Genomic DNA, 20,665 nt, shown 5'->3' on the forward strand with positions numbered 1-20,665 from the left:
ACACCTTCACTTGTCCGGCGCGTTCGGGAAAAAGAGCTGCTGATCGGCGACCTTATAGCCGGCAATGGCATCCTGACCCTTATCGGAAACCAGCCAGTCGGCAAAGGTCTGCGCGGCATCGACATTGACCGACGGGCATTTGGCCGGGTTCACGGGGATCACGCCATACTGGTTGAACATGTCCTCGTCGCCCTCGACCGCGATCCTGTAGTCCTGCTTGTTGCCAAAGCTGATCCACGTCGCCCGATCGGTCAGCACGTAGGCGCCCATGCCGATCCCGGCGTTCAGCGTTGCGCCCATGCCGGACCCGGTCTCGCGATACCAGCCGCCGCTGGACTCCGTCGGGTTCACGCCCGTATCGGCCCAAAGCGTCATCTCCTTCTTGTGCGTCCCGCTATCATCCCCGCGCGAGGCGAACAGCGCACCCATCTCCGCGATCTGCGCAAGCGCCCCCTGCACGTCGTTCGTGCCTGCGACGCCGGCAGGGTCCGCAGCGGGGCCCACGATGACGAAGTCGTTGTACATCAGGTCGGTCCGCTCGGTGCCAAAGCCCGCGGCGACAAACTTCTCTTCTGACGGCTTGGCATGCACCAGCAACACGTCGCCATCGCAGTTCTCGGCATTCTTGATGGCCTGGCCGGTCCCGACCGCCACGACGTTGACCCGGATACCGGTCTTCTCCTGGAAGATCGGCAAAAGGTAGTCATAAAGCCCGGAATTCGCTGTCGATGTCGTGGACTGAACGATGATCGACTGGTCCTGCGCCCAGGCACCCCCCGTCAGAAATAGTGCCGCCATCGCCGTGCCGAGTATTTTTCCATGCATTCGGGTCTCTCTCCGGTTCAGGTCGGGAACTTCAGACAACAATTCTGCCGTTCAGATAGTGACGCGCCGCATCGCTTTGCGGCTCGGAGAAAAAGCGCTCCGCGGAGCTGTGCTCGACCACCCGTCCCCATTGCAGGAACACGACATCGTCGGCCATTCGACGCGCCTGCCCGATGTCATGGGTGACGAAGATGACCCGCACACCGCGGTCGCGCGCCTCGCCGACGATGCTCTCGATCGCCAGCCCGGAGGCAGGGTCAAGGCTCGCGGTCGGCTCGTCGAGGAACAGCACTTCAGGGTCGGTCGCCAAGGCGCGGGCCAGGGCCAGCCGCTGCGCCTCTCCGCCAGAAAGGAGACGCGCCGGTTGGCCCGCCTTGTGCGCCAGTCCGACGTGGTCAAGCAACGCGTCCCGGCGCGCCGGGTTCTTGCCGCGCGACTTCAGGACAAAGTCGATGTTCGCCGCCACCGAACGGCGCAGCAGAACTGGCTTCTGGAACACCAGCGCCTGCCGCGCCGTCACCTCGGCAGGGGTCAGGCCGCCCCAGTCGATCCGTCCCGCGGTCGGCTGCATCAGCCCATGCAGAAGCTTAAGCAACAGGCTCTTTCCTGCCCCGTTGGGCCCCATCACCATCGTACAGCCGGTCGGCCCGAGATTGAGCGTCAGGCAGTCGAGTATGGTGGCTCCGCCCAAACGAAGCTCGAGGTCGCGAACCGACAGAGGCAGGATCACGGCCCGGCCCGCCCGTGGCACCGCCGGAAGGGAGGTGATGACCGCCGCATCAGACATAGGCCTGCCGTGCCGCCGTCATGCGGACCGAATGAACAATGGCATTCACGCCCAGAGCGACGACCAGAAGGATCAGCCCCAGCGCCAGCGCCAACCCCAGATCGCCCTTGGACGTCTCGAGCGCGATCGCGGTGGTCATCACCCGCGTGAGATGATCGATATTGCCGCCCACGATGATGACCGCGCCCACTTCGGCCACGGCGCGGCCGAACCCGGCCAGACCGACCGTCAGCAGCGAATATCGCGCATCCCAGAGCAGCGCCTGCACCGTCTGCAACCGGGTCAGACAGAGAGAACGGAACTGCTCGGCATACTCCGCATGCAGATCCTCCAGAACCTGCCGCGATAAGGCGGCCACGATCGGCGCGATTAGGATGGTCTGCGCGATGATCATCGCGGTCGGCGTGTAGAGGAGCCCGAGAAATCCAAGCGGACCGGAGCGGGAAAGGTGCAGGTAAACCAGCAGGCCCACCACCACCGGAGGCAATCCCATCAGCGCGTTCATCACGATCAGCACGGCATTGCGCCCCGGAAAACGTCCAATCGCGACCAGCGCGCCGATCGGCAGGCCGATCACGCAGGCAAGCACCGTCGCCGTCAGGCTGACACGCAGGGACAGAAGGACGATCTCGACCAGATCCGCGTCGCCAGACAGCACGAGCGCGACAGCCAGTCCGAGCGCCTCCCCGATGCTCTGCAAATTTTCCTCCCACCCGCATATTTTCCGCGTTTTCAAAATTTACGCAGGTTGAAAACGGAAGTTCAAGACTGAACCGGCCTCGAATTATCCATCTTTCGAATGGAATTCGGCCACAGGACAAGCCGCCGGACATCCGGAAAGTCACTGCAAAATTTCCCAACCATGCCCGATTTCAGGGTCTCCCGCCCGCAAAAGCCACGAAAGACGTCCTCAGCCAGCGTTTGACCGCCGCATCCGACGAACGCGCGGACAGGCTCAGCGCGGCGCCATCCGGATCGCTCCGTCCAACCGGATGACCTCGCCGTTCAGCATCGGATTCGACACGATATGCAGGACAAGCGCCGCGAATTCGGACGGATCGCCAAGGCGCGGCGGAAACGGAACCTGCCGGCCAAGGCTGTCTTGCGCCTCCTGCGGCAGGCTTTCCAGCAGCGGCGTCAGGAACAATCCCGGCGCAACCGCGCAGACCCGGATGCCCTTGTCGGCCAGATCGCGCGCCATGGGCAGCGTCATGCCCACGATGCCGCCCTTCGAGGCCGAATAGGCCACCTGCCCGATCTGCCCGTCGAAGGCCGCAACCGATGCCGTGTTCACGATAACGCCCCGCGCACCATCCGGCCCAACGGGCTCGGCACCAGCCATCCGTGCCGCCACCTGCGAAGCGCAGTTGAAGCTCCCGATCAGATTGATCCGTACGGCCCTGTCGAACACCTCCGGATCATGCGGCGCGCCCCGCGAGACCGTCTTGCCCACCGGCGCGATGCCAGCGCAGTTGACCAGCACACGCGGAACCCCGAAGGCGGCTTCCGCCGCTGCAAGCCCCTCGGCGACCGAGGCCGGATCGGCCATATCTACCCCACAGAACAGCCCGCCCAGGTCCCCGGCAAGCGCCCGCCCGCGATCCTCGTTCAGATCGAAGATCACCGGCCGCATCCCGGCTCCCGACAGCGCCCGCGCCGTCGCCGCGCCAAGCCCGGATGCGCCGCCAGTAACGACGGCGCCCATGCCCTCGAATATCCCTGTCATCTCGCCTCGCTCACACTCCCGGACATCACCGTGCACAGGATCAAACGCACCCGCGCAGGTTCGTCAAGGATCGGCGCCGACCGTCTCGGGTCTCGTGGAGCCGCACGGCCCGGCGTCAAAGCTCGTCCACGGTACGCGGAAAGACGGACTGGAAACCCTCGGCGTACTTGCAATCCCGGCCGCCGGCCTGCCCGCCGGAATTCCGCTTGAAATGGTTCGCGCGCTGCTGCGCGACCCGCGTGTAGTAGTCCCAGAGATGAACCTGCCCGTTCATGCACTCCATCGCAGCGCGCTTTTTTTCCCAGACCGGCGTGATGTCGAGGAACGTGTCCGGCTTCCAGCCCATCTGCTCGGTCTGATGCGGCTCGAACAGGTACAGCTGAGGGGCGCCCAGCACCTTTTCGCCGGGGTTGTGGCCCCAGGCCTGCGCGATCATCCGGCACTCCAGCGCAACCTGCGTCGTGTACATGTGATCGGTGTTGTAGGGATCGTATTGCGAATGGCTCATCATGAAGCTGGGCTGCACCTTTCGGATCACGTCCACGACGCGATCCCTGTCCGACCGGTCCAGCTCCAGCGGATAATCTCCAAGGTCCATGCAGATCAGCTCATGCACGCCCAGCGCCTCGGCGGCAGCTTCCGCCTCGCCGCGCCGCGCGGCCTTCACCTTCTCGAGCGTCATGCCCTCCTCTTTCCACAGCTTAGCGCTCTCTCCGCGCTCGCCGAAGGAAAGGCACAGGACCGTGACCTCGTAACCCATGCCTGCATGAAGTGCGATCGCGCCTCCGCAGCGCCAGACGAAGTCGGCCGCATGCGCGCTGATGACGAGAGCTGTCTTGGTCAAAACCGTTACCCCGGGCCAGTGAACAGCCCCCGGCATGCCTTGCGCCGCGAAGAAATCCAATTCAGAAACAGGTGACCCGATATAAGTTTTGCCTATGTGCGCTCCCTGCTGAACGCCGGAGACATACTGGAATGAACCTGAATCTCCGCCATCTCCGCCTCGTTCTCGCCGTCGCCGAAGGCGGCAGCGCCTCCTTTGCGGCCGAGCGGCTCCGCATCTCGCAGCCCGCCGCGACGCAGGCCATCGCCGGATTGGAAAGGACACTGGGCCATGCCCTTTTCCAGCGCACACCCTCCGGCCTTCATGCGAACCGCGCGGGAGACCTGGTGGTCCTCAGGCTCTCCCGCGCTCTCGCCAGGCTGGACCCGGCCCTTGCGGCCATATCTCCGCGGCTCAAGCTGACCGTGACCACGCCACAGCTGCGCGCCCTCGTCGCTGTGGTGGAAGCCGGAAGCGTCACGCTCGCGGCGAACCGGCTCGGCCTTTCGCAGCCCTCGGTGCAGCGCGCGATCAGCCAGATCGAGAGCGAAGCGCAACGCCCGCTTTTCGAGCGGACCTCGCAGGGTCTGCGCGCCCGGCGCCCGGCCCGCGATCTCGCCCTCGCCGCAAGCCTCGCCTTCTCCGAAATCGATCAGGCCATGGGCGACCTCGCGGCACTCTCGGGCGGTCAGGGCGAACGGATCGTGATCGGCGCCATGCCGCTCTCCCGCGCCGCCCTCCTCGGCCCGGCGCTGTCGCGCTGGCGGACCAAGCATGCCGATGTGCCTGTCCGGATCCTCGAAGGCCGCTACGACGACCTTCTCTCAGCGCTTCTTCGCGGCGAGGCGCAGTTCCTCGTCGGCGCCCTCCGCTTGCCCCCGCCCAGCCCCGACATCACCCAGCGCGAGCTTTTCACAGACAGGCTCTCCATCGTGCACCGCCCCGGCCACCCGCTTGCCGGCAGGGCGACAAGCGGAAACGATCTTGCGAAGGCATCCTGGGTCATCGCCGCGCCCGGCGCACCCGCGCACGCGCATTTCACCCGGCTGTTCGGCCCCGAGGCCGCGCAGGGCGCAATCGAGACAAGCTCCCTGATCCTGATGCGCGAGATCCTTTTGTCATCCGACGCGCTCAGCCTGGTCTCGGAGCGGCAGATCGCGCCGGAAGTCGCCCGCGGGACGCTGGAAGTCCACGGCTTCCGCCCCGAAGGCACCGAGCGCCCGATCGGCCTGACGCATCGCGCCGACTTCCTGCCGACGCCCGCCCAGTCCGCGCTGATCTCGGTCATCCAGGACGTCGCCGCCGCGGGCTGACGCCCGGCGCCCCTTACACGGTATAGTTCAGACCAAGACGCCCGCCGTCGACATAGATCGTCTCGCCGGTGATATAGCTGGCCTTCTTCGAGACAAGGAAAGCCACGACGTCACCGATCTCGCGCGCCGAACCGACCCGCCCCAGCGGCGTCCGGCTCATCACGCGGGCCATCGCCTCGGGATTGGCGTTGACGCCGGCCATCATGTCCGTGTCGATCGAACCGGGGCCGACTGCGTTGACGCGAATACCCTTCGGCGCCAGCGCCAGCGACATCGCCTTGGTCAGCTGCATCACGCCGCCCTTGGACGCGCAATAGGCGGGGATCGCCGGGATCGCGACCTGCGCATTGATCGAGGACATGTTGACGATGGCGCCTTCGATGCCCGCCTCCACCATCATCTTCGCGGCGCGCTGAGAGGCCACAAAGGTGCCGACCAGGTTCACGTCGATCACCTTGCGGAAATCCTCCAGCGCATAGTCCAGCGGATCGCCGGGCATGGCGATGCCGGCATTGTTGACCAGCGCGTGAAGCGGCCCGTGATCGGCCGCGATCGTGTCGAACATCGCCCCGATCTGGTCCGCGTCGCTCATGTCGCAAGTCATCGCAATGCCGCCCAGACGGCTGGCGGCCTCCCGGACCTTGTCGGTCTGGATGTCGGCCAGGATGCAGCGGAACCCGTCCTCGGTCAGCGCCTCGGCGCATGCATATCCGATCCCCTGAGCGCCGCCCGTCACAAGTGCCAGTTTTTCCGTCATGTCTTCTCTCCCATTAGTCATCCAGACCATAGTCTGACTTTGCCTGTTCATCGGTGATGTATCCGGCCGCCACGTCCGACCGCACCTTGTCCCGGTCGCGGGACGCCGGGTCGCCATATCCGCCGCCGCCGGGCAGGCTCAGGACCAGGCGTTCGCCCGCCTCGACCTTCTGGCGGCCCTTGCCCTTCAGTTTCGTTCCATCTGACAGCGCCACGCCACCGGGCGCGCCCTGCCCGCCGCCCTCGCGGCCCCGCGCGGGGTTGTCGATCCGGTCGAACATCGCGTTGAAGAAGAACTGATACCCGTCCCGCGCCTCGATCTCGATGATCTGGCCCAGACCACCGCGCGATTCACCCGCCCCGCCCGAGCCCTCGCGCAGTTCCTTCCGCCAGACGACGATCGGTCCGACGTGCTCGGTCGCCTCCACGCTCATGGTCGAAACCCCCGAGGGGAAAGCCGTCGCCGACAGACCGTCCAGAGCGGGCCGCGCGCCCGTTCCGCCCGAGTTGAACATCAGCACTTCCGCCGATGGCAGGTTGCTGCCCGCATCCAGAGGCCGCGCGCTGATCTGGATGTTCCAGAGCGCCGAGGCCCCCTCCGCCGGCACCACGCCCGGCAGCGCATGGTGCAGCGCGCCAAGAACAACATCCGGCACCAGATGCCCGATCACGTGGCGCACCGAAACCGGCGCAGGACGGCGCGCCGCAAGGATCGACCCCTCGGGCGCGGTGATTTCGAACGGATCGAGCGAGCCGGTGTTGTTCGGCACCTCGGGCGCGATCGAGCATTTCAGCGCATAGCAGGCATAGGCCCGCGTATAGACCTCCGGCACGTTCACACCCAGCTTCGACATGCCGCTCGTGCCGTCGAAATCGGCCACAAGACGGTCCCCCGCCACGTCCAGCTGGACGTGCATGTCCACCGGCGCGTCATAGCCGTCGACGCGCATCCGGTTCCGGTAGGTGCCATCCGGCACGGCGGCAATGGCCTCGCGCGTCGCCTTGCGGCTGGCTTCGATGATGTACTCCGACAGTCCGTCGAGATCGTCGAGGTCGAACTCGTCCAGCATCGCCTGCAAACGCCGGTTCCCCGCCTCGTTGCAGGCCGCCAGCGAATACATGTCGCCCACCGTCTGATCCGGCGTCCGCACGTTGGCGCGCACCATCTTCACCATGAAGTCGTTGACCGCGCCCCGTTCCGCAAACTTGGAAATCGGGATCAGCAGCCCTTCCTCGTAGACCTCGCCCGCATCCGGGCCAAAGCCCCGCCCGCCGACGTCGACCACATGAGCCGTACAGGCGAAATACCCGATATGAATGCCTTTTCTGAAGACAGGCGTGACCATGGTGATGTCATGCAGATGCCCCGTCCCCATCCAGGGATCGTTGGTGATATAGACATTGCCCTCGAAGATGTTCTGCGCCCCGATCTCGCGGGCGAAATGGCCGACACTCTCGGCCATAGCGTTCACATGCCCCGGCGTGCCGGTGACCGCCTGCGCGATCATCCGCGCCTGACGGTCGAACAGCCCCGCCGACAGGTCGCCCGCCTCACGCACCGAGGTCGAGAACGCGGTGCGGATAAGCGTCGTCGCCTGCTCCTCGACAACGGCGATCAGCCGGTTCCACATGATCTGGTAGTCGATGCTCGTGGGCGTCATGACCGCGCCTCCTTGCGTTCGATCAGCAATGCACCATCCGCCTGTGCCGTCAGCCGGTAGGCTGAAGTGATGATGGTCGAGGTCTCTTCCTCGATGACGATGGCGGGTCCGTTCACCGCTGCACCCGTCACCAGGTCGGCCCGCCGCACCTCGCGCGCGCCCACCTCCGAACGAAGCGCGGCATCGAACACCGGCCGCGACCGCAGAACCGGCGCATCGCTCACCTCCGAAGGTGCCATCACCGGCGCGACGGGCGGCGTCTCGGTCGCCACCGTCAGCCCCCAGTTCGTCACCTCGACGGCAATCCCCGCGATCGAGCGCCCGAACAGCACCGTATAGGCCTCCTCGAAAGCCGCCAGCAGCATCGCCGCGTCGTCCGCCTCGAACCGGGTCTTGGGGAGACGCACGGGAATTTCCCAGCCCTGCCCGGTATAGCGCATGAAGGCCACCAGCCGCGTCTCGGTCGGCAGCCCCCGCGCGCCCGCCTCGACAAAGCCGCGCGCCTCGGCTTCCAGTTCCTCCATCACCGCGTTCACCGTCCCGGCATCGAACGCATCCAGCCGCTGGAATAGCCCCCGCGTCGCCTCATAGCTGAAGGGCGCCCGAAGGAACCCGATCGCCGAGCCGACGCCCGCGCCCGGCGGTACGATCAGCCGGTCGATCCCCAGCTTCTCGCACAAGCGGCTCGCGTGGAGCGGCGCGCCGCCCCCGAAGGCGATCATCGTGAAATGCTCGATGTCGCGGCCATGCTCCACCGTGTGGACACGCGCCGCGTTGGCCATGTTCTCGTCCACCATCTCGGTCACGCCGAAAGCGGCATCGCTAACCGCCAGCCCCGTCTGCGACAGCGCCGCCTCAACGGCCTGCTTCGAAAGTCCGGGGTCCAGCGGAATGGCGCCCCCCGCGAAATTCTCGGGATCGAGCCGCCCCAGCAGAAGGTTCGCATCCGTCACTGTCGGATCACTGCCGCCCCGCATGTAGCACGCGGGCCCCGGCTCCGAGCCCGCCGAATGCGGACCCACCTGGATACGGCCCATCCGGTCGATCGAGGCGATGGAACCACCACCCGCCCCGATCTCCACCATCTCGACCACGGGCGTCGAGACCACCATGCCCGAGCCTTTCTTGAACCGATAGGTCCGCGCGATCTCGAAACTGCTCGCCGTCTTCGGCTGCCCGTCCTCGATCAGGCAGATCTTGGCCGTCGTGCCACCCATGTCGAAGCTCAGCGCCTTGTCGATCCCATGCGCGCGCGCGTAGCCGGCGGCAAAGATCGCCCCTCCCGCAGGCCCCGATTCCAGCAGCCGCACCGGCTGCTCCATCGCCGTCTCGACGCTGATCAGTCCGCCACCCGAATGTAGCATGAAGACCGGCGCTTCGACGCCACTTTCCCGCAACCTCGCCACCAGCCGGGCCAGGTACTGCGCCATCTGCGGCTGCACATAGGCGTTTGCGATCACCGTGTTGAAGCGCGGCAACTCGCGCATCTGGGGCGAGACGACGGACGAGACCGAAATCGCAAGGTCCGGCAGCGCCGCCCGCAGCGCCTCGGCCATGCGGCGTTCATGTTCGGGGTTGGCGTAGGAATGCATGAAGCCCACCGCCGCCGCCTCGTAGCCGCCCTGCTCCACCAAGCGCACAAGCCGCGCGATCTCGGCATCTTCCAGCGCCTTCAGAACCGTCCCATCTGCCGCCACGCGCTCGGCGGCGACATGGCGATGCTGGCGCGGCACCAGCGGCTCCGGCAGAACCAGGTTCAGATCGTACTGCTCGAACCGGTTCTCCGAGCGCATCTCGATCACGTCGCGGAAGCCTTCCGTCGTGATGAAGGCGGTCTTCGCCCCCCGGCGCTGGATCAGCGCGTTGGTGACCAGCGTCGTTCCGTGAATGACCTGCCCGATTTCTGCAAGCGGGATGCTCGCACGCTCGGCGGCCAACCGAATCCCCTCAAGGATCGCGGCCTCAGGCGCGGCATAGTCCGTCAGCACCTTGCTCGTGGCCAGCCCGCCCTCGTGCTCCAGCGCCACATCCGTGAAAGTGCCGCCGATATCCACGCCAACCCGAACCAGACCCATCAGAGACTTCTCCACATCTGTGTGGCCGCAAACGCGGCCCGGTAAAACCCGATCTTCAGCGCCCGGCCGGGAACCGGCTTCACATCCGTCAGCGCGACCGGCAGCGTGTCCGGATCGGCTCCGGTCAGGATCTCGGCCAGGGCGCGGCCGAACATTGTGCCCGTGGTGATGCCCCGGCCGTTATAGGCGATCGGCGTATAGAGACCCTCGGCCAGCCGGTGAATGCGGAAGATGTGGTCGGGCGTCATCGCGATCTGCCCATGCCACGCCTCTTCGAAGTCGACCGGCCCCAGGTCAGGGAACAGCCGGGCCATCTGCTTCGCGGCCCAGCGCCCCGACAATCCGCTCTTTCCGCCCATCACCGCGCCCATCGACCCGATGATCAGACGATCATGGGCATCCCGGCGCAGCGAGGTCATCACCTGCGCGGTATCCCATATGCCGCGCACCTCTTCTAGGATGCCGTCCAGTCGACCGGTCAGCGGCTGCGTCGCCACCTGGAAATACTCGATGGTCGTGAACGTGTCCTTCAGTCCCGGCCACAACTCGTCCGTGTAGGCGTTCGTACCCAGCACCACGCTCGTCCCGGTGATCTCGCCCTTCTCGGTCAGAACCCGCCAGCGGTCTCCGTCCCGTTCCAGCCCGATCACCTTGACCCCTGTGGAAATCGTCGCCCCCGCACCCAGCGCGGCACGGGCCAGCCCGCGCACGTAGCCCATCGGGTTGATGGTCCCGGCCCGGTGATCCAGAAGACCCCCGTGAAAGGCCCGCGTCCCCGTCCGCTCCGCCACCTCGGCGGCGCTCAGAAGGTCGACGGGCGCGCCCAAAGCCTTCCAGCCTTCGGCCCTGTGCCGCAGGTTCTCGAACCCCTTGGGCGAATGCGCGACGTGGATGCTACCGGTCTGGCGCGCCTCGCAACGGATCTGGTGCCGCTCGATCAGGTCGAACACGTAGCCCGGCATCTTGCCCAGCGTGTCCACCAGTTGCGCCCCCTTTCGCGCGCCGACAACGCCGGAAACCTCCTGCGGCGGAAGCCAGACGCCGGCATTCACAAGACCGACGTTGCGCCCCGATCCGCCAAAACCGACGGTCTGCGCTTCCAACACATGACAGGACAATCCCTTGGCGGCACAGTGCAGCGCAGTCGACAGCCCTGTGAATCCGCCACCCACGGCGACGACGTCGAAATGCCGTCCTTCCGGCAAGCTTCCTTCGACCGCGTCTTCCTCGGCGGTCCCGTCCCAAAGGGAAATCGGATTGGTTGGCATCAGAGCCCCTGCTATGGTCAGTTTGGCATCCCGGGGCGCGGAGGAGATCCAGCCCGGCAGGTGCGCCGCAGGCCAGAATAGACGCTTCACTTGGGGGTACAAGAGATGAGCAAGCTAAAGACGACTGCGGCGCAGATGGTCGCGAATGCCCGTGCCCGGATCGAAGAAATCGAAACCCCCGATCTGATCGCTAAGCTCGATGACCCGGACGTGGTGGTCGTCGATATCCGCGACGTTCGCGAACGCCAGCGCACCGGCTGGATTCCCGGCAGCTTCCACGCCCCCCGAGGCATGATCGAATTCTGGGTCGACCCCGAAAGCCCCTATTTCAAGGAGATCTTCGGACAGGATAAGACCTTCGTTTTCCACTGCGCCAGCGGATGGCGCTCGGCCCTCACTGTTGCAACGCTTCAGGACATGGGCTTCGAAGCCGCCCACCTGCGCGAAGGATTCTCCACCTGGAAGGACCACGGCGGCCCCGTCGAGATGCCGGAGGGCGGCAACTGGGAATAACCTCTGCCGGAGCCCGAGATTGTCCTAGAGACAGCGGGTCCGTCGTGTGGTAAACGTCTTAGAAACGTATGTGCTTGCATTAACGAGAAAAGCGCGGCTCTCGATGAAATTCGCCGCACAGTTGATTTGATAAGACCCCATGACGACTCAATACGACGACCTGATCGCCGAGGAAATTGCAGAAGAACTCCTCTATCGCACCGGTCGGGCGCTTTTGGACGGCGAGCTTGAAGGCGTCGAGGACTGCTTCACTCTCCCGCATTCCCTGGAAACGACCGAAGGGGCCAGGATCGTACGGACTCCGGACGATATTCACGGAATTTTTCGGGAAGTCCGGGCATACTTTGCCGAAACCGGCGTCGTGAACATGGTCCGCTCGGTGGTCGAGGCCAAGTTCATCTCGGAGACAGAGATCGAGGCGGTCCACGTCTCCCGCATCTGGAGACGCGGCGAAGAGTAACCGGGGTCGACATATCCCGTGTTCTGCGGCCTCAAGCTCTGCGACGATGGCAAGTGGCGGATTGCAAACAGCAACTATGCGATCACCGAATCGCGCCGCTTCTGCTCGGCACTCCTGTCGTGGCGGACAAAAGCGGAAACCTGAAGGCGGGGCTCCGCAAACCGGCCTCGTCCCGCCACAGGATCACTCGTCGTACAGACGGTTTTTATCGTTATCGTCGAACCACTTGGTGACCTGTTCAAGCGTATAGTCCCGGCCCGTGTGATCGACGTTCGCCTCGGCATAGGTGGGAAGCCCGTCGGTCGGCGCGGCCTTCTCAGGGGACCAGAGGCCCGAACGGATGATGGCCTTGCCGCAATGATAGAACGCCTCTTCCACGTGGACGAGCACGGCAAGCTCGGGAACCCGCCCCTTGATCGCCATGCTTTCCCGAAGCTGCAGGTCACGCACCACCTGTGCGGTGCCATTGACACGAACCGTTTCATTCCGGTTCGGCACGAAGAAAAGCAACCCCACACGCCCGGTCTGCAAGATGTTCAGAAAACCGTCGAAACGACGATTGCCCGGCCTGTCGGGTATCGCCAGCGTCTTTTCGTCGATCACTTTCACAAACCCGGCCGGATCGCCTTTTGGCGAGCAATCGAGTCGTCCCTCCAAATCCGAGGTCGTCATGACAAGGAAGGGTGACCGCTCGATCCAGACCCGGCAATGCCGGTCGATATGGTCGATGACCTTTACGTCCTGCGTCCCGTGCGGCGGCTTCGGAACGATCGATCGAAGATCCTGTTCAGTGGAAACCACGTCGGTCGGCTGATAGGACATGTGCGCTCCCCCCCAATGCGCATGTAACATATTGCCCCATTCCGAGCGAGACTCGTCAGCCCACCTGCGGCCAACATCAGTTCGGGCCCTCAAGCGTGACAGGAAACAAGAATGTTGCGTAAATTGAATTCATACATCACCATTTGACTATGCATTTCCATCCGGGCGGCAGTAGCGCCCCCGACAGACGGGAATGCCTCAACTCAGAACCCCGCAGGGGCAATTCGGGAGGAATACATGAAAGTAGCTCGGATATTTGTTTTCTTGGTCGCGTTGTGCTGGTCACTCGGCAGCAATCCCGCGTCAGCGCATGATGATGCGCCACCGCACGATATGCATCGGATCGTCATTCAGGTCAGCGACGACAGTCCGGGAACCTTCAACAAGGTTCTGAACAATGCGTCGAACATGTCGAGTTACTTCCTCGAGCGCGGCGAGGACTACGAAATCGAGATCGTGGCCTACAACGCCGGTTTGCACATGCTGCGCACGGATACATCTCCCGTGCTCGAACGCATCAAGGGATTCACCGACAGCGTGCCCAACGTGACCATCTCCGCCTGCGGGAACACGATCAAGGGCATGAGCAAGCAAGCGGGCAAGGAGATCGAGATCGTGCCGAACGCCCGGGTGGTCCCTGGTGGCATCGTTCGCCTCATGGAGCTGAGCGACCAGGGCTATTTCATGATCCGACCCTGAAAATCGCGGTCTGCTTCCCCTGAGGAAGTCCTATACAGGCCTTGGCGCGGTCCCGGGGGATCGCGCCCTTTATTTTGGCGGGTCGAGTTGGTATTGACGCCCGACGAAATCGTTGTGAAACATGGCACATATTGAGTTATCGAGCGATAACCATTCAAGACAGACTTTTTGCCGTTTCGGGAGAAATAGAATGCAACGAACCGCTGGTGCGCCACGCGTCGTAGAAGACACCAAGGAAGGTCCGGTAAAAGTGTTCGCGCTGGTGACTTTCAACGAAGATCAGGCTCTTGCGCTTGGGAAGTACCTGGAAATCACGGAACCGCTTTTGAAACGCGAGGGCGCAAGGATCATTGAGCGTTTCAGCCTCGAAGACGACGTCATCGGTCATCGCCCGGCGAAGTCGGTGATTATTGTCGAGTATCCAAGCCGGCAGGCCGTCGACAACGTATTTTCAAGCCCGGAATATGAAGCGGCCATTCCCTATCGCGATGTTGCCTTCGCGACCTACAGCGTCCACATCGCGGCGCAGTAACGGACAAGACCTCGCCCGATCCGGTCACATGACCTTGTCGGGCGCGTTTTTCCGATCGGGACAGCAAGACTCGCGCCGGTCTCTCGGAAAAAATCCCCAAAGCCGACATGCAGGTACAATCGACGAGGCCTCAGGCGGATCAGCGCACCGGAACAGGCCCGTAGGCGTTCGCGCCGGGTTCTGATGGCCGCGTCAGCCACCACAGCATCAGAATGGTCAGCACAAGCTGAACGATCGCAACCACGAAAAGGCCGCCCAGTCCCAGCACCGCCGCTGGCCCTCGGAGCGTCTCGGGGTCGGCCACGTTCTGCTCCATTACCCCGAAGGTGAAGATGCCGAAGAACAGTCCAACGATTGAGACCAGCGACACCAGCATCGGCAAAAGGATGTACCAGCCGGGTCGCCCTCCGTCCTGAAGCCGGCGCCAGCCAGCCGAAAGAAGCGGGATGAACATCGCCAGTTGCCAGAGCGGCGCCAAGGCACCTTGAGAGTTCCCTGTGGAAGCGTCTGCGCCGAAAAGCACGCCATCGAGCAGCGTGAAGACTATCGAACCAAGCACCACGAAAAGCAGGAACCACCAATATTTGGGACGAGAGGCCCGCCCGAAAAACGAAAAATACTTGGACAGACACGTCCTGACCGCAGCTGCAAAAAACTCATTTGTCCCCTCGTCCCGTCTGAAACGCGGTGTTCTTGAATTTCTCCGTGCCGAATTGTGCCGGATCAACCAGGAATTAGCCTTAACGCGCCGGTAACCATAGTGAACGTGCGCACCACATCTGGTGGCCGCGCGCATTCCGCCCCTACCCTTGCCATACGCTTTGCCGACGCTCTGCCGACGCTTTGCCGACCGGGGTCAGTCCGCCGATACCCAGCAAAACAAGGCCGTTAACCTTCGCATCCGCCCCACGCAACACCACCGCGCGCCCGTTGCCACCGCGCGCTCCTGTCGGCTTTCCAAGGGGGTTCGGGCGCGAGAAAATAAACCGCGCAAAATACCGCCGTCGGTCATCGCTCTTTCTTTTCGCACTCAGGCATTGCAAAGGTTGCATCATGACCAACCGGCCCGAGATCATCGCCATCGACGGCGGCGGCACCCGCTGCCGCGTGGCATGCCTGCGCTCCGGCAAGCGCACTCTCATCGAAGTCAGCAGCGCGAACGCGTCCACCGATCTGGCAGGAACGATCGAGCAGGTGAACAAGGGGCTTGCCCTTCTCGCCGAACGACTGTCGCTCACGACCGGCGACCTCGCTCAAATCCCTGCATTCGTTGGGCTTGCGGGCATGGTTGGCCCCGAAATCCGGCAGGCGATAGCGGACGGAATCCACCTTTCCCACGCGCGGATCGAGGACGACCGCCCCGCCGCCGTGCGCGGCGCGCTCGGCCGAGAGGACGGAGCCATAGCGCATTGCGGAACCGGCTCATTCTTCGCTGTCCAGCAAGACGGCGCGATACGCCTCTCGGGCGGCTGGGGACCGATCCTCGGTGACGAAGCCTCTGCGCAATGGCTGGGCCGAAAAGCCCTCCTGGCCGCGCTCGACGTCGCCGACGGCCTCCGCCCGCCCTCGCCGCTTGCCGAAGCCCTGCTGCGCGAACACGGCTCGACCGCCGGCATCGTCTCCTTCGCCGCCAGCGCGACACCGGCACGGTTCGGAGAACTCGCGCCCAAAGTAACCAAAGCCGCGCAATCCGAAGACCCACTCGCCCTGAAACTTCTCAAGCACGGCGCCGACCACATCGCCCGCACGCTGACCGATATGGGCTGGACTTCCCCCCTTCCCATCTGCCTGACCGGCGGCCTTGCGCCTCGCTACGAGCAATTTCTTCCCCACGACATGCGTTCGGCCATCGCACCGGCCAAAGGCGAACCGATCGACGGCGCACTATCGCTTGCGCAAGACCTGCGCCGGGAGATGTCGGCATGACCGGAGAAAGAACATCTCCGAAGCGAAGATCGGGTAAAAAACATACAATTTTATATCATAAAAACATAAGATTGAGCGACTTTTTTAAACCGACTTGCTCCATCATCCTCGCCGCGTCCCGGCACCTCGAAACGGCCCCCAAGACCCCATGAGCGCACATACCGTCATATATCGCGGAGGCTCCATCTTCGACGGTCAGTCGATCCTCGACGATCACTGCGTCGTCGTTCAGGGAGGGCTTGTGAAAGGGATCATCCCCGAACCCGCGAATACCGAAACCGCATCGGTCGTGAACCTGAACGGCGACATCCTTTCGCCCGGCTTCGTCGACCTTCAGGTCAACGGCGGTGATGGCATCATGCTGAACGACGATCCGTCGGTCGAGACGCTGCGGCGGATGGCAAACGCCCACCGAACCCTCGGTGCGACGACGATTCTGCCCACGCTCATCACGGATACGCGCGAGAAGACGCGCGCGGCCATCGCGGCCGTAACCGAAGCGATTGCGAACGGCGTGCCCGGCATCGCCGGCCTGCATCTCGAAGGTCCCCACCTCTCGGTCGCCCGCAAGGGCGCCCACGACGCCGGCCTGATCCGTCCCATGACCTCCGAGGACCTTGCCCTGCTTGTGGATGCCGCGAAATCGCTGCCGGTCCTGATGGTGACGGTCGCGCCGGAGACCACGACGACCGCCCAGGTCAGCGCCCTCGCACGCGTCGGCGCCATCGTATCGCTTGGCCACACAGATGCGGCGTTCGACACTTGTCGCGCCTACGCGGCGGCAGGTGCGCGGGTGGTTACCCATCTCTTCAACGCGATGAGCCAGCTTGGAAACCGCGATCCCGGCCTTGTCGGCGCGGCGCTCGACACGCCGGGCCTGTCCGCCGGGCTGATCGCCGACGCGATCCATGTCCACCCGGCCAGCATGCGCGCGGCATGGGCCGCGAAAACGGGACCGGGCAAGATCTTTCTTGTCAGTGACGCCATGGCCCCGGCAGGAAGCGAAATCGCCCAGTTCCATCTCGGAGACAGGCTGATCCGGCGCAACGACGGCCGCCTGACACTCGAAGACGGCACGCTCGCAGGCGCGGATCTCGACCTGGGAACCGCGATCCGGGTCCTGGTCGAAAAGACAGGCATCCCCCTTGAGCAGGCGCTGCGGGCCGCCACGTCCATCCCTGCTGATGTGGCAGTTCTGGGTCGCGGCATCGGGCGTCTTGTCCCGGGCGCGTCCTGTTCCATGATCCGGATATCTCGAGATTTCCGCGCCAGCCCCGCGTAAGCTTGAGACGCGCAACCCAGCATGCCCGCTTCAGAAAAAAGCGCGACCCAAGTCCCGAGAAAAGACTTCAAACCACCTGGAATGCGGCCGATAAGTGATCTTCCCGAGCGCCCCGGCCACCTGTTAGGCTTTGCCGGCGGTGCCTGCTAGATACCGTGCCGACGAAGGAATGAAATGACCCAGACTGGCGCCGACACTCACGAGTTTCTGACGGTCAAGGAATTGGCCGAGCTCCTGCGGATCAAGGAGCGCAAGGTCTATGACCTCGCGGCCTCAGGAGAAGTTCCCTGTTCGCGGGCCACCGGCAAACTCTTGTTTCCCGCCGCTGAAATCCGGGCGTGGATCGATCATGCGAAATCCGGCGGTACGGCGGCGGCGCTGAACCGCCCCGACATCTTCCTCGGAAGTCACGACCCTCTTCTCGACTGGGCCATCCGCCAGTCGCGCTGCGGTCTCGCGACATATTTCGATGGGTCCCACGACGGTCTGTCGCGCTTCCAGAACGGCGAAGGCATTGCGACCGGTCTGCATATCTTCGACGCGGAATCCGGATCATGGAACCTCCCGGACGCGTCCCGTGTCGCCCAGGGTCAGAACACCGTCCTGGTTCATTTCGTCAGCCGCCAGCGCGGCATCGTGTTCCGGCCGGATGGCCCGCGCCCGGAAAGCATCGCCGGGCTCAAGGGGATGCGCATCGCACCCCGGCAACCCGAGTCCGGGACCGCCGGGCTGTTCGAGAGGCTGGCACGAGACGCGGGCCTCGACCCATCGGAACTCTCGCTTTCCGAAATGGCCCGCTCCGAAGACGACGCCGTCCAGATGGTCCGCCATGGCGAAGCCGATGTCACCTTCGGGCTGCAATCGGTTGCGGAAAGCTACGGGCTGGGCTTCCTGCCCGTCATCGAAGAGCGCTACGACCTTCTCATCGACCGGAAAGCATGGTTCGACCCGCCCATGCAGACGCTTCTCGAATTCTGCCATAGCGACGCGTTTCGCCAGCGCGCCGCCTCCTTCCACGGCTACGATCTCTCTGACTTGGGCAAGGTAGCCTGGAACGCCTGATAGGCTACTTCCCCCAACTCAGCGCCAGAACGTCCAGATCGCGCGCCAGTTCCAAAAGCCGTGCGCGCGTCCTCTCCGACATCGGCTTCAGCGGATGACGCACGCGGTCGCTTCCGATCACGCCGCCCTCCGCGAACACCGTCTTGCAGGCTCGCAGACCGCATTGCCGGTTCTCATGGTTGATCAGGGGAAGGCAGCGCTGCCAGTGCGCAAGGGCGCCCTCCTTGTCGCCGGCAAGATACCGGGTGACAATGGGACGGATCTTTTCGGGAAACATCGCCGAAGACATGGTGCCGGTGCATCCCGCATCCAGATCGGCCAGCAGCGTGACCGCCTCCTCGCCGTCGAATGGGCCTGCGATGTGCTCTCCCGCCGCCTCGATCAGGGCCGCCAGCTTGTCTGCCGCGAAGGGGCATTCGATCTTCAGATAGCTGACCGCATCCAGCTCGCGCGCCATACGGGCCAGCAGCGGCACGGAAAGCGTCACGCCGGACAACGGCGCGTCCTGCACCATGATCGGGATCGAGATCGCCGCATCCACGGCAGCGAAATGCTCGAAGATCCCGGCGTCATCCGCCCTGAGGCCGGCCCCGTGATAAGGCGGCATCATCATCACCATCGACGCTCCCATGGCCTCTGCCGCCCGGGCCCGCTCCACCACGATACCCGTGTGGAAATGGCTGATCGTCACGATCACCGGCACGCGTCCCGCCACATGCTCGAGGCTCAGGCGCATCAGCGTCGCCCGTTCCTCGTCGGAGAGAACGAACTGTTCCGAATAGTTCGCGAGAATGCAGATCGCATCAGAGCCCTGGTCGATCATGCAATCAAGAACCCGGCGCATCCCCTCCAGGTCCAGGCTGTCGTTGTCATGGAACGGCGTTGGAGCAACGGGCAGAATGCCGGTCAATGGTGTCTGCATGGCGTAAGACTTCCTCCTGATTCTGGACCCAACTTGCACCCGCGGCCCCCGGCTGCCAAGTCGCCCCAATGACTGTAATGCTTCAGATGTTCTCGCGGGTGTAGATATCGAAGCTCAGAAGGACACTCTCCGCTCCTCCCGTGCCATCGGACGTTTTCATCCGCACCATGCTGTCCAGCGTTTCACGCGCCATGCGCGCAAAGGGGTGGGCCAGAACCACCGTCAGCGTCCCGTCCAGCAAACCGCCGCGGGTCGAGTCCATCAGGTCATATCCGATCACCCGCAACGTCCCCGACCGACCCATGCCCCGGATCGCCGCAAGAGCCCCCGTGATCCCGCCCCCGCAGACATAAAGCCCCGCCATGTCGGGATGATCGGTCAGAAGCCGTTCGGTCATCTCGCGGGCGATGGCCGTCGACTCGAAGGTCGGCAATGGCTCCAGAACGGTAAACCCGCTCTCATGTTCCCGCAGGTAGGACCGGAAGCCGCTCTCCTGCATATCCTGGTTCCGGTAGCGGTGACTGCCGACAAGCACGCCGATCTTTCCGGGCTCCCGGCAGATATTCTCGAAGAACCATCCGACAGTACGCCCGACCTTCCAACTGTCGAGGCCGACAAAACCGATACTCGTCTGCGCGGTCAGCGGCGAAATCAAGGCCAGCACAGGCGTTCCCATTGCGGTCAAACGGTCGATCGCCGCGCTGACGACCGGATGCTCGGCTGTCACCACGGCCAGCGCATCCGCGCGCGGACCAAGGTCAAGCATACGATCGGCGATGCGATCCGGCGACAGGTCGTTCATGAACTCCAGAACCAGATCGATGTCCCGTCCTTCGTAAGCGGACGCGGCCTGACGCAGGTGCTCGGCGACCGCCTCGTAGAACTGGCGGCCGGGTTGTTGCAGCAGAACCACGAAACGGTCGCGCGGGCGTGCCGCGTCCACCCGACTTCGGATGGCTCCCACTCCGTAGAAGCCTATGTCGCGCGCGGCATCCAGAACACGCTGCATCGTCGGTTCGCGCACCTTGTCCGACCCCGCCAGAACGCGGTTGACGGTCGAAGGCGAAACGCCGGCCGCAGTTGCCAGATCCCTGATTGTCGGACGTGCCATGTTGGCGCTCCCCGGTTCTGTATCATTTTATGTCATTTGATTGCAGAAAATGAAACAGATGAAACAAAATACTTCCCCGTGCCGCGCGGTATTGGTGAAGCG

General features: G+C 64.0%; 21 protein-coding genes. 8 read left to right on the top strand and 13 right to left on the bottom strand.

The window, feature by feature from the left end; translation table 11 throughout:
- Positions 1-6: 6 nt before the first annotated feature.
- The 5 genes from ACKLNI_RS08885 to ACKLNI_RS08905 all read right to left on the bottom strand — a co-directional run bounded on the left by ACKLNI_RS08885 (position 7) and on the right by ACKLNI_RS08905 (position 4,182).
- Positions 7-825, bottom strand: a complete 819-nt coding sequence (locus ACKLNI_RS08885) for an ABC transporter substrate-binding protein (protein WP_413718711.1) — start codon at positions 823-825, stop codon at positions 7-9.
- A 31-nt stretch (positions 826-856) separates the two neighbouring features.
- A complete protein-coding gene (locus ACKLNI_RS08890; protein WP_413718712.1) occupies positions 857-1,612 on the bottom strand; it encodes an ATP-binding cassette domain-containing protein in 756 nt (251 codons plus the stop codon).
- Positions 1,605-2,312: an ABC transporter permease gene (locus ACKLNI_RS08895; RefSeq protein ID WP_413718713.1), complete on the bottom strand. Its 708-nt coding sequence runs from the start codon at positions 2,310-2,312 to the stop codon at positions 1,605-1,607. The genes ACKLNI_RS08890 and ACKLNI_RS08895 overlap by 8 nt, the downstream gene beginning before the upstream one ends.
- A gap of 255 nt (positions 2,313-2,567) precedes the next feature.
- Complete coding sequence (locus tag ACKLNI_RS08900; protein ID WP_413718714.1) at positions 2,568-3,338, bottom strand: SDR family NAD(P)-dependent oxidoreductase; 771 nt, start codon at positions 3,336-3,338, stop codon at positions 2,568-2,570.
- Between the two features lie 115 nt (positions 3,339-3,453).
- Positions 3,454-4,182: a PIG-L deacetylase family protein gene (locus ACKLNI_RS08905; protein WP_413718715.1), complete on the bottom strand. Its 729-nt coding sequence runs from the start codon at positions 4,180-4,182 to the stop codon at positions 3,454-3,456.
- A gap of 131 nt (positions 4,183-4,313) precedes the next feature.
- Between ACKLNI_RS08905 and ACKLNI_RS08910 the strand changes: the two genes are divergently transcribed.
- Positions 4,314-5,474 carry a LysR family transcriptional regulator gene (locus ACKLNI_RS08910; protein WP_413718716.1) on the top strand — a complete coding sequence of 387 codons (1,161 nt, stop codon included), beginning with the start codon at positions 4,314-4,316 and terminating at the stop codon, positions 5,472-5,474.
- A 13-nt stretch (positions 5,475-5,487) separates the two neighbouring features.
- On the opposite strand, the gene ACKLNI_RS08915 is transcribed toward ACKLNI_RS08910, so the two are convergent.
- From ACKLNI_RS08915 to ACKLNI_RS08930, 4 genes are read right to left on the bottom strand one after another with little or no spacing between them, the layout of a single operon-like run.
- Positions 5,488-6,231 (bottom strand): SDR family NAD(P)-dependent oxidoreductase, encoded by a 744-nt coding sequence (locus ACKLNI_RS08915; RefSeq protein ID WP_413718717.1) that lies wholly within the window; start codon positions 6,229-6,231, stop codon positions 5,488-5,490.
- A 13-nt stretch (positions 6,232-6,244) separates the two neighbouring features.
- Positions 6,245-7,891 carry a hydantoinase B/oxoprolinase family protein gene (locus ACKLNI_RS08920; protein WP_413718718.1) on the bottom strand — a complete coding sequence of 549 codons (1,647 nt, stop codon included), beginning with the start codon at positions 7,889-7,891 and terminating at the stop codon, positions 6,245-6,247.
- Complete coding sequence (locus tag ACKLNI_RS08925) at positions 7,888-9,966, bottom strand: hydantoinase/oxoprolinase family protein (protein WP_413718719.1); 2,079 nt, start codon at positions 9,964-9,966, stop codon at positions 7,888-7,890. Before ACKLNI_RS08925 ends, ACKLNI_RS08920 begins: the two co-directional genes overlap by 4 nt.
- Positions 9,966-11,324 carry an NAD(P)/FAD-dependent oxidoreductase gene (locus ACKLNI_RS08930; protein ID WP_413718720.1) on the bottom strand — a complete coding sequence of 453 codons (1,359 nt, stop codon included), beginning with the start codon at positions 11,322-11,324 and terminating at the stop codon, positions 9,966-9,968. The genes ACKLNI_RS08925 and ACKLNI_RS08930 overlap by 1 nt, the downstream gene beginning before the upstream one ends.
- A gap of 15 nt (positions 11,325-11,339) precedes the next feature.
- On the opposite strand from ACKLNI_RS08930, the gene ACKLNI_RS08935 reads away from it, so the two are divergent.
- Positions 11,340-11,747 (top strand): rhodanese-like domain-containing protein, encoded by a 408-nt coding sequence (locus ACKLNI_RS08935; RefSeq protein WP_413718721.1) that lies wholly within the window; start codon positions 11,340-11,342, stop codon positions 11,745-11,747.
- A gap of 139 nt (positions 11,748-11,886) precedes the next feature.
- Complete coding sequence (locus tag ACKLNI_RS08940; RefSeq protein WP_413718722.1) at positions 11,887-12,207, top strand: hypothetical protein; 321 nt, start codon at positions 11,887-11,889, stop codon at positions 12,205-12,207.
- A gap of 183 nt (positions 12,208-12,390) precedes the next feature.
- On the opposite strand, the gene ACKLNI_RS08945 is transcribed toward ACKLNI_RS08940, so the two are convergent.
- A complete protein-coding gene (locus tag ACKLNI_RS08945; RefSeq protein WP_413718723.1) occupies positions 12,391-13,029 on the bottom strand; it encodes a pyridoxamine 5'-phosphate oxidase family protein in 639 nt (212 codons plus the stop codon).
- 333 nt (positions 13,030-13,362) lie between these two features.
- Between ACKLNI_RS08945 and ACKLNI_RS08950 the strand changes: the two genes are divergently transcribed.
- Together ACKLNI_RS08950 and ACKLNI_RS08955 are read left to right on the top strand one after the other, a co-directional pair.
- Positions 13,363-13,728: a DsrE family protein gene (locus tag ACKLNI_RS08950; protein WP_413718724.1), complete on the top strand. Its 366-nt coding sequence runs from the start codon at positions 13,363-13,365 to the stop codon at positions 13,726-13,728.
- A gap of 190 nt (positions 13,729-13,918) precedes the next feature.
- Positions 13,919-14,260 carry a DUF1330 domain-containing protein gene (locus tag ACKLNI_RS08955; protein ID WP_413718725.1) on the top strand — a complete coding sequence of 114 codons (342 nt, stop codon included), beginning with the start codon at positions 13,919-13,921 and terminating at the stop codon, positions 14,258-14,260.
- A 139-nt stretch (positions 14,261-14,399) separates the two neighbouring features.
- Here the strand turns inward: ACKLNI_RS08955 and ACKLNI_RS08960 are convergent, their stop codons facing one another.
- Complete coding sequence (locus tag ACKLNI_RS08960) at positions 14,400-14,888, bottom strand: DUF805 domain-containing protein (protein WP_413718771.1); 489 nt, start codon at positions 14,886-14,888, stop codon at positions 14,400-14,402.
- Positions 14,889-15,313: 425 nt separating this feature from the next.
- Between ACKLNI_RS08960 and ACKLNI_RS08965 the strand changes: the two genes are divergently transcribed.
- The 3 genes from ACKLNI_RS08965 to ACKLNI_RS08975 all read left to right on the top strand — a co-directional run bounded on the left by ACKLNI_RS08965 (position 15,314) and on the right by ACKLNI_RS08975 (position 18,530).
- A complete protein-coding gene (locus ACKLNI_RS08965) occupies positions 15,314-16,186 on the top strand; it encodes a glucosamine kinase nucleotide-binding domain-containing protein (protein ID WP_413718726.1) in 873 nt (290 codons plus the stop codon).
- 148 nt (positions 16,187-16,334) lie between these two features.
- Positions 16,335-17,468, top strand: coding sequence for an N-acetylglucosamine-6-phosphate deacetylase (gene nagA, locus ACKLNI_RS08970; RefSeq protein ID WP_413718727.1), 1,134 nt, complete (start codon positions 16,335-16,337; stop codon positions 17,466-17,468).
- 174 nt (positions 17,469-17,642) lie between these two features.
- The gene (locus ACKLNI_RS08975; protein ID WP_413718728.1) at positions 17,643-18,530 is read left to right on the top strand and encodes a substrate-binding domain-containing protein; all 888 of its coding nucleotides are present in this window, start codon (positions 17,643-17,645) and stop codon (positions 18,528-18,530) included.
- 4 nt (positions 18,531-18,534) lie between these two features.
- On the opposite strand, the gene ACKLNI_RS08980 is transcribed toward ACKLNI_RS08975, so the two are convergent.
- Positions 18,535-19,452 (bottom strand): dihydrodipicolinate synthase family protein, encoded by a 918-nt coding sequence (locus ACKLNI_RS08980; RefSeq protein ID WP_413718729.1) that lies wholly within the window; start codon positions 19,450-19,452, stop codon positions 18,535-18,537.
- Positions 19,453-19,534: 82 nt separating this feature from the next.
- Positions 19,535-20,563, bottom strand: a complete 1,029-nt coding sequence (locus ACKLNI_RS08985) for a LacI family DNA-binding transcriptional regulator (RefSeq protein WP_413718730.1) — start codon at positions 20,561-20,563, stop codon at positions 19,535-19,537.
- Positions 20,564-20,665 lie beyond the last annotated feature (102 nt).

Source organism: Silicimonas lutimaris, from assembly GCF_047314965.1.
GTDB lineage: Bacteria > Pseudomonadota > Alphaproteobacteria > Rhodobacterales > Rhodobacteraceae > JAVJUV01.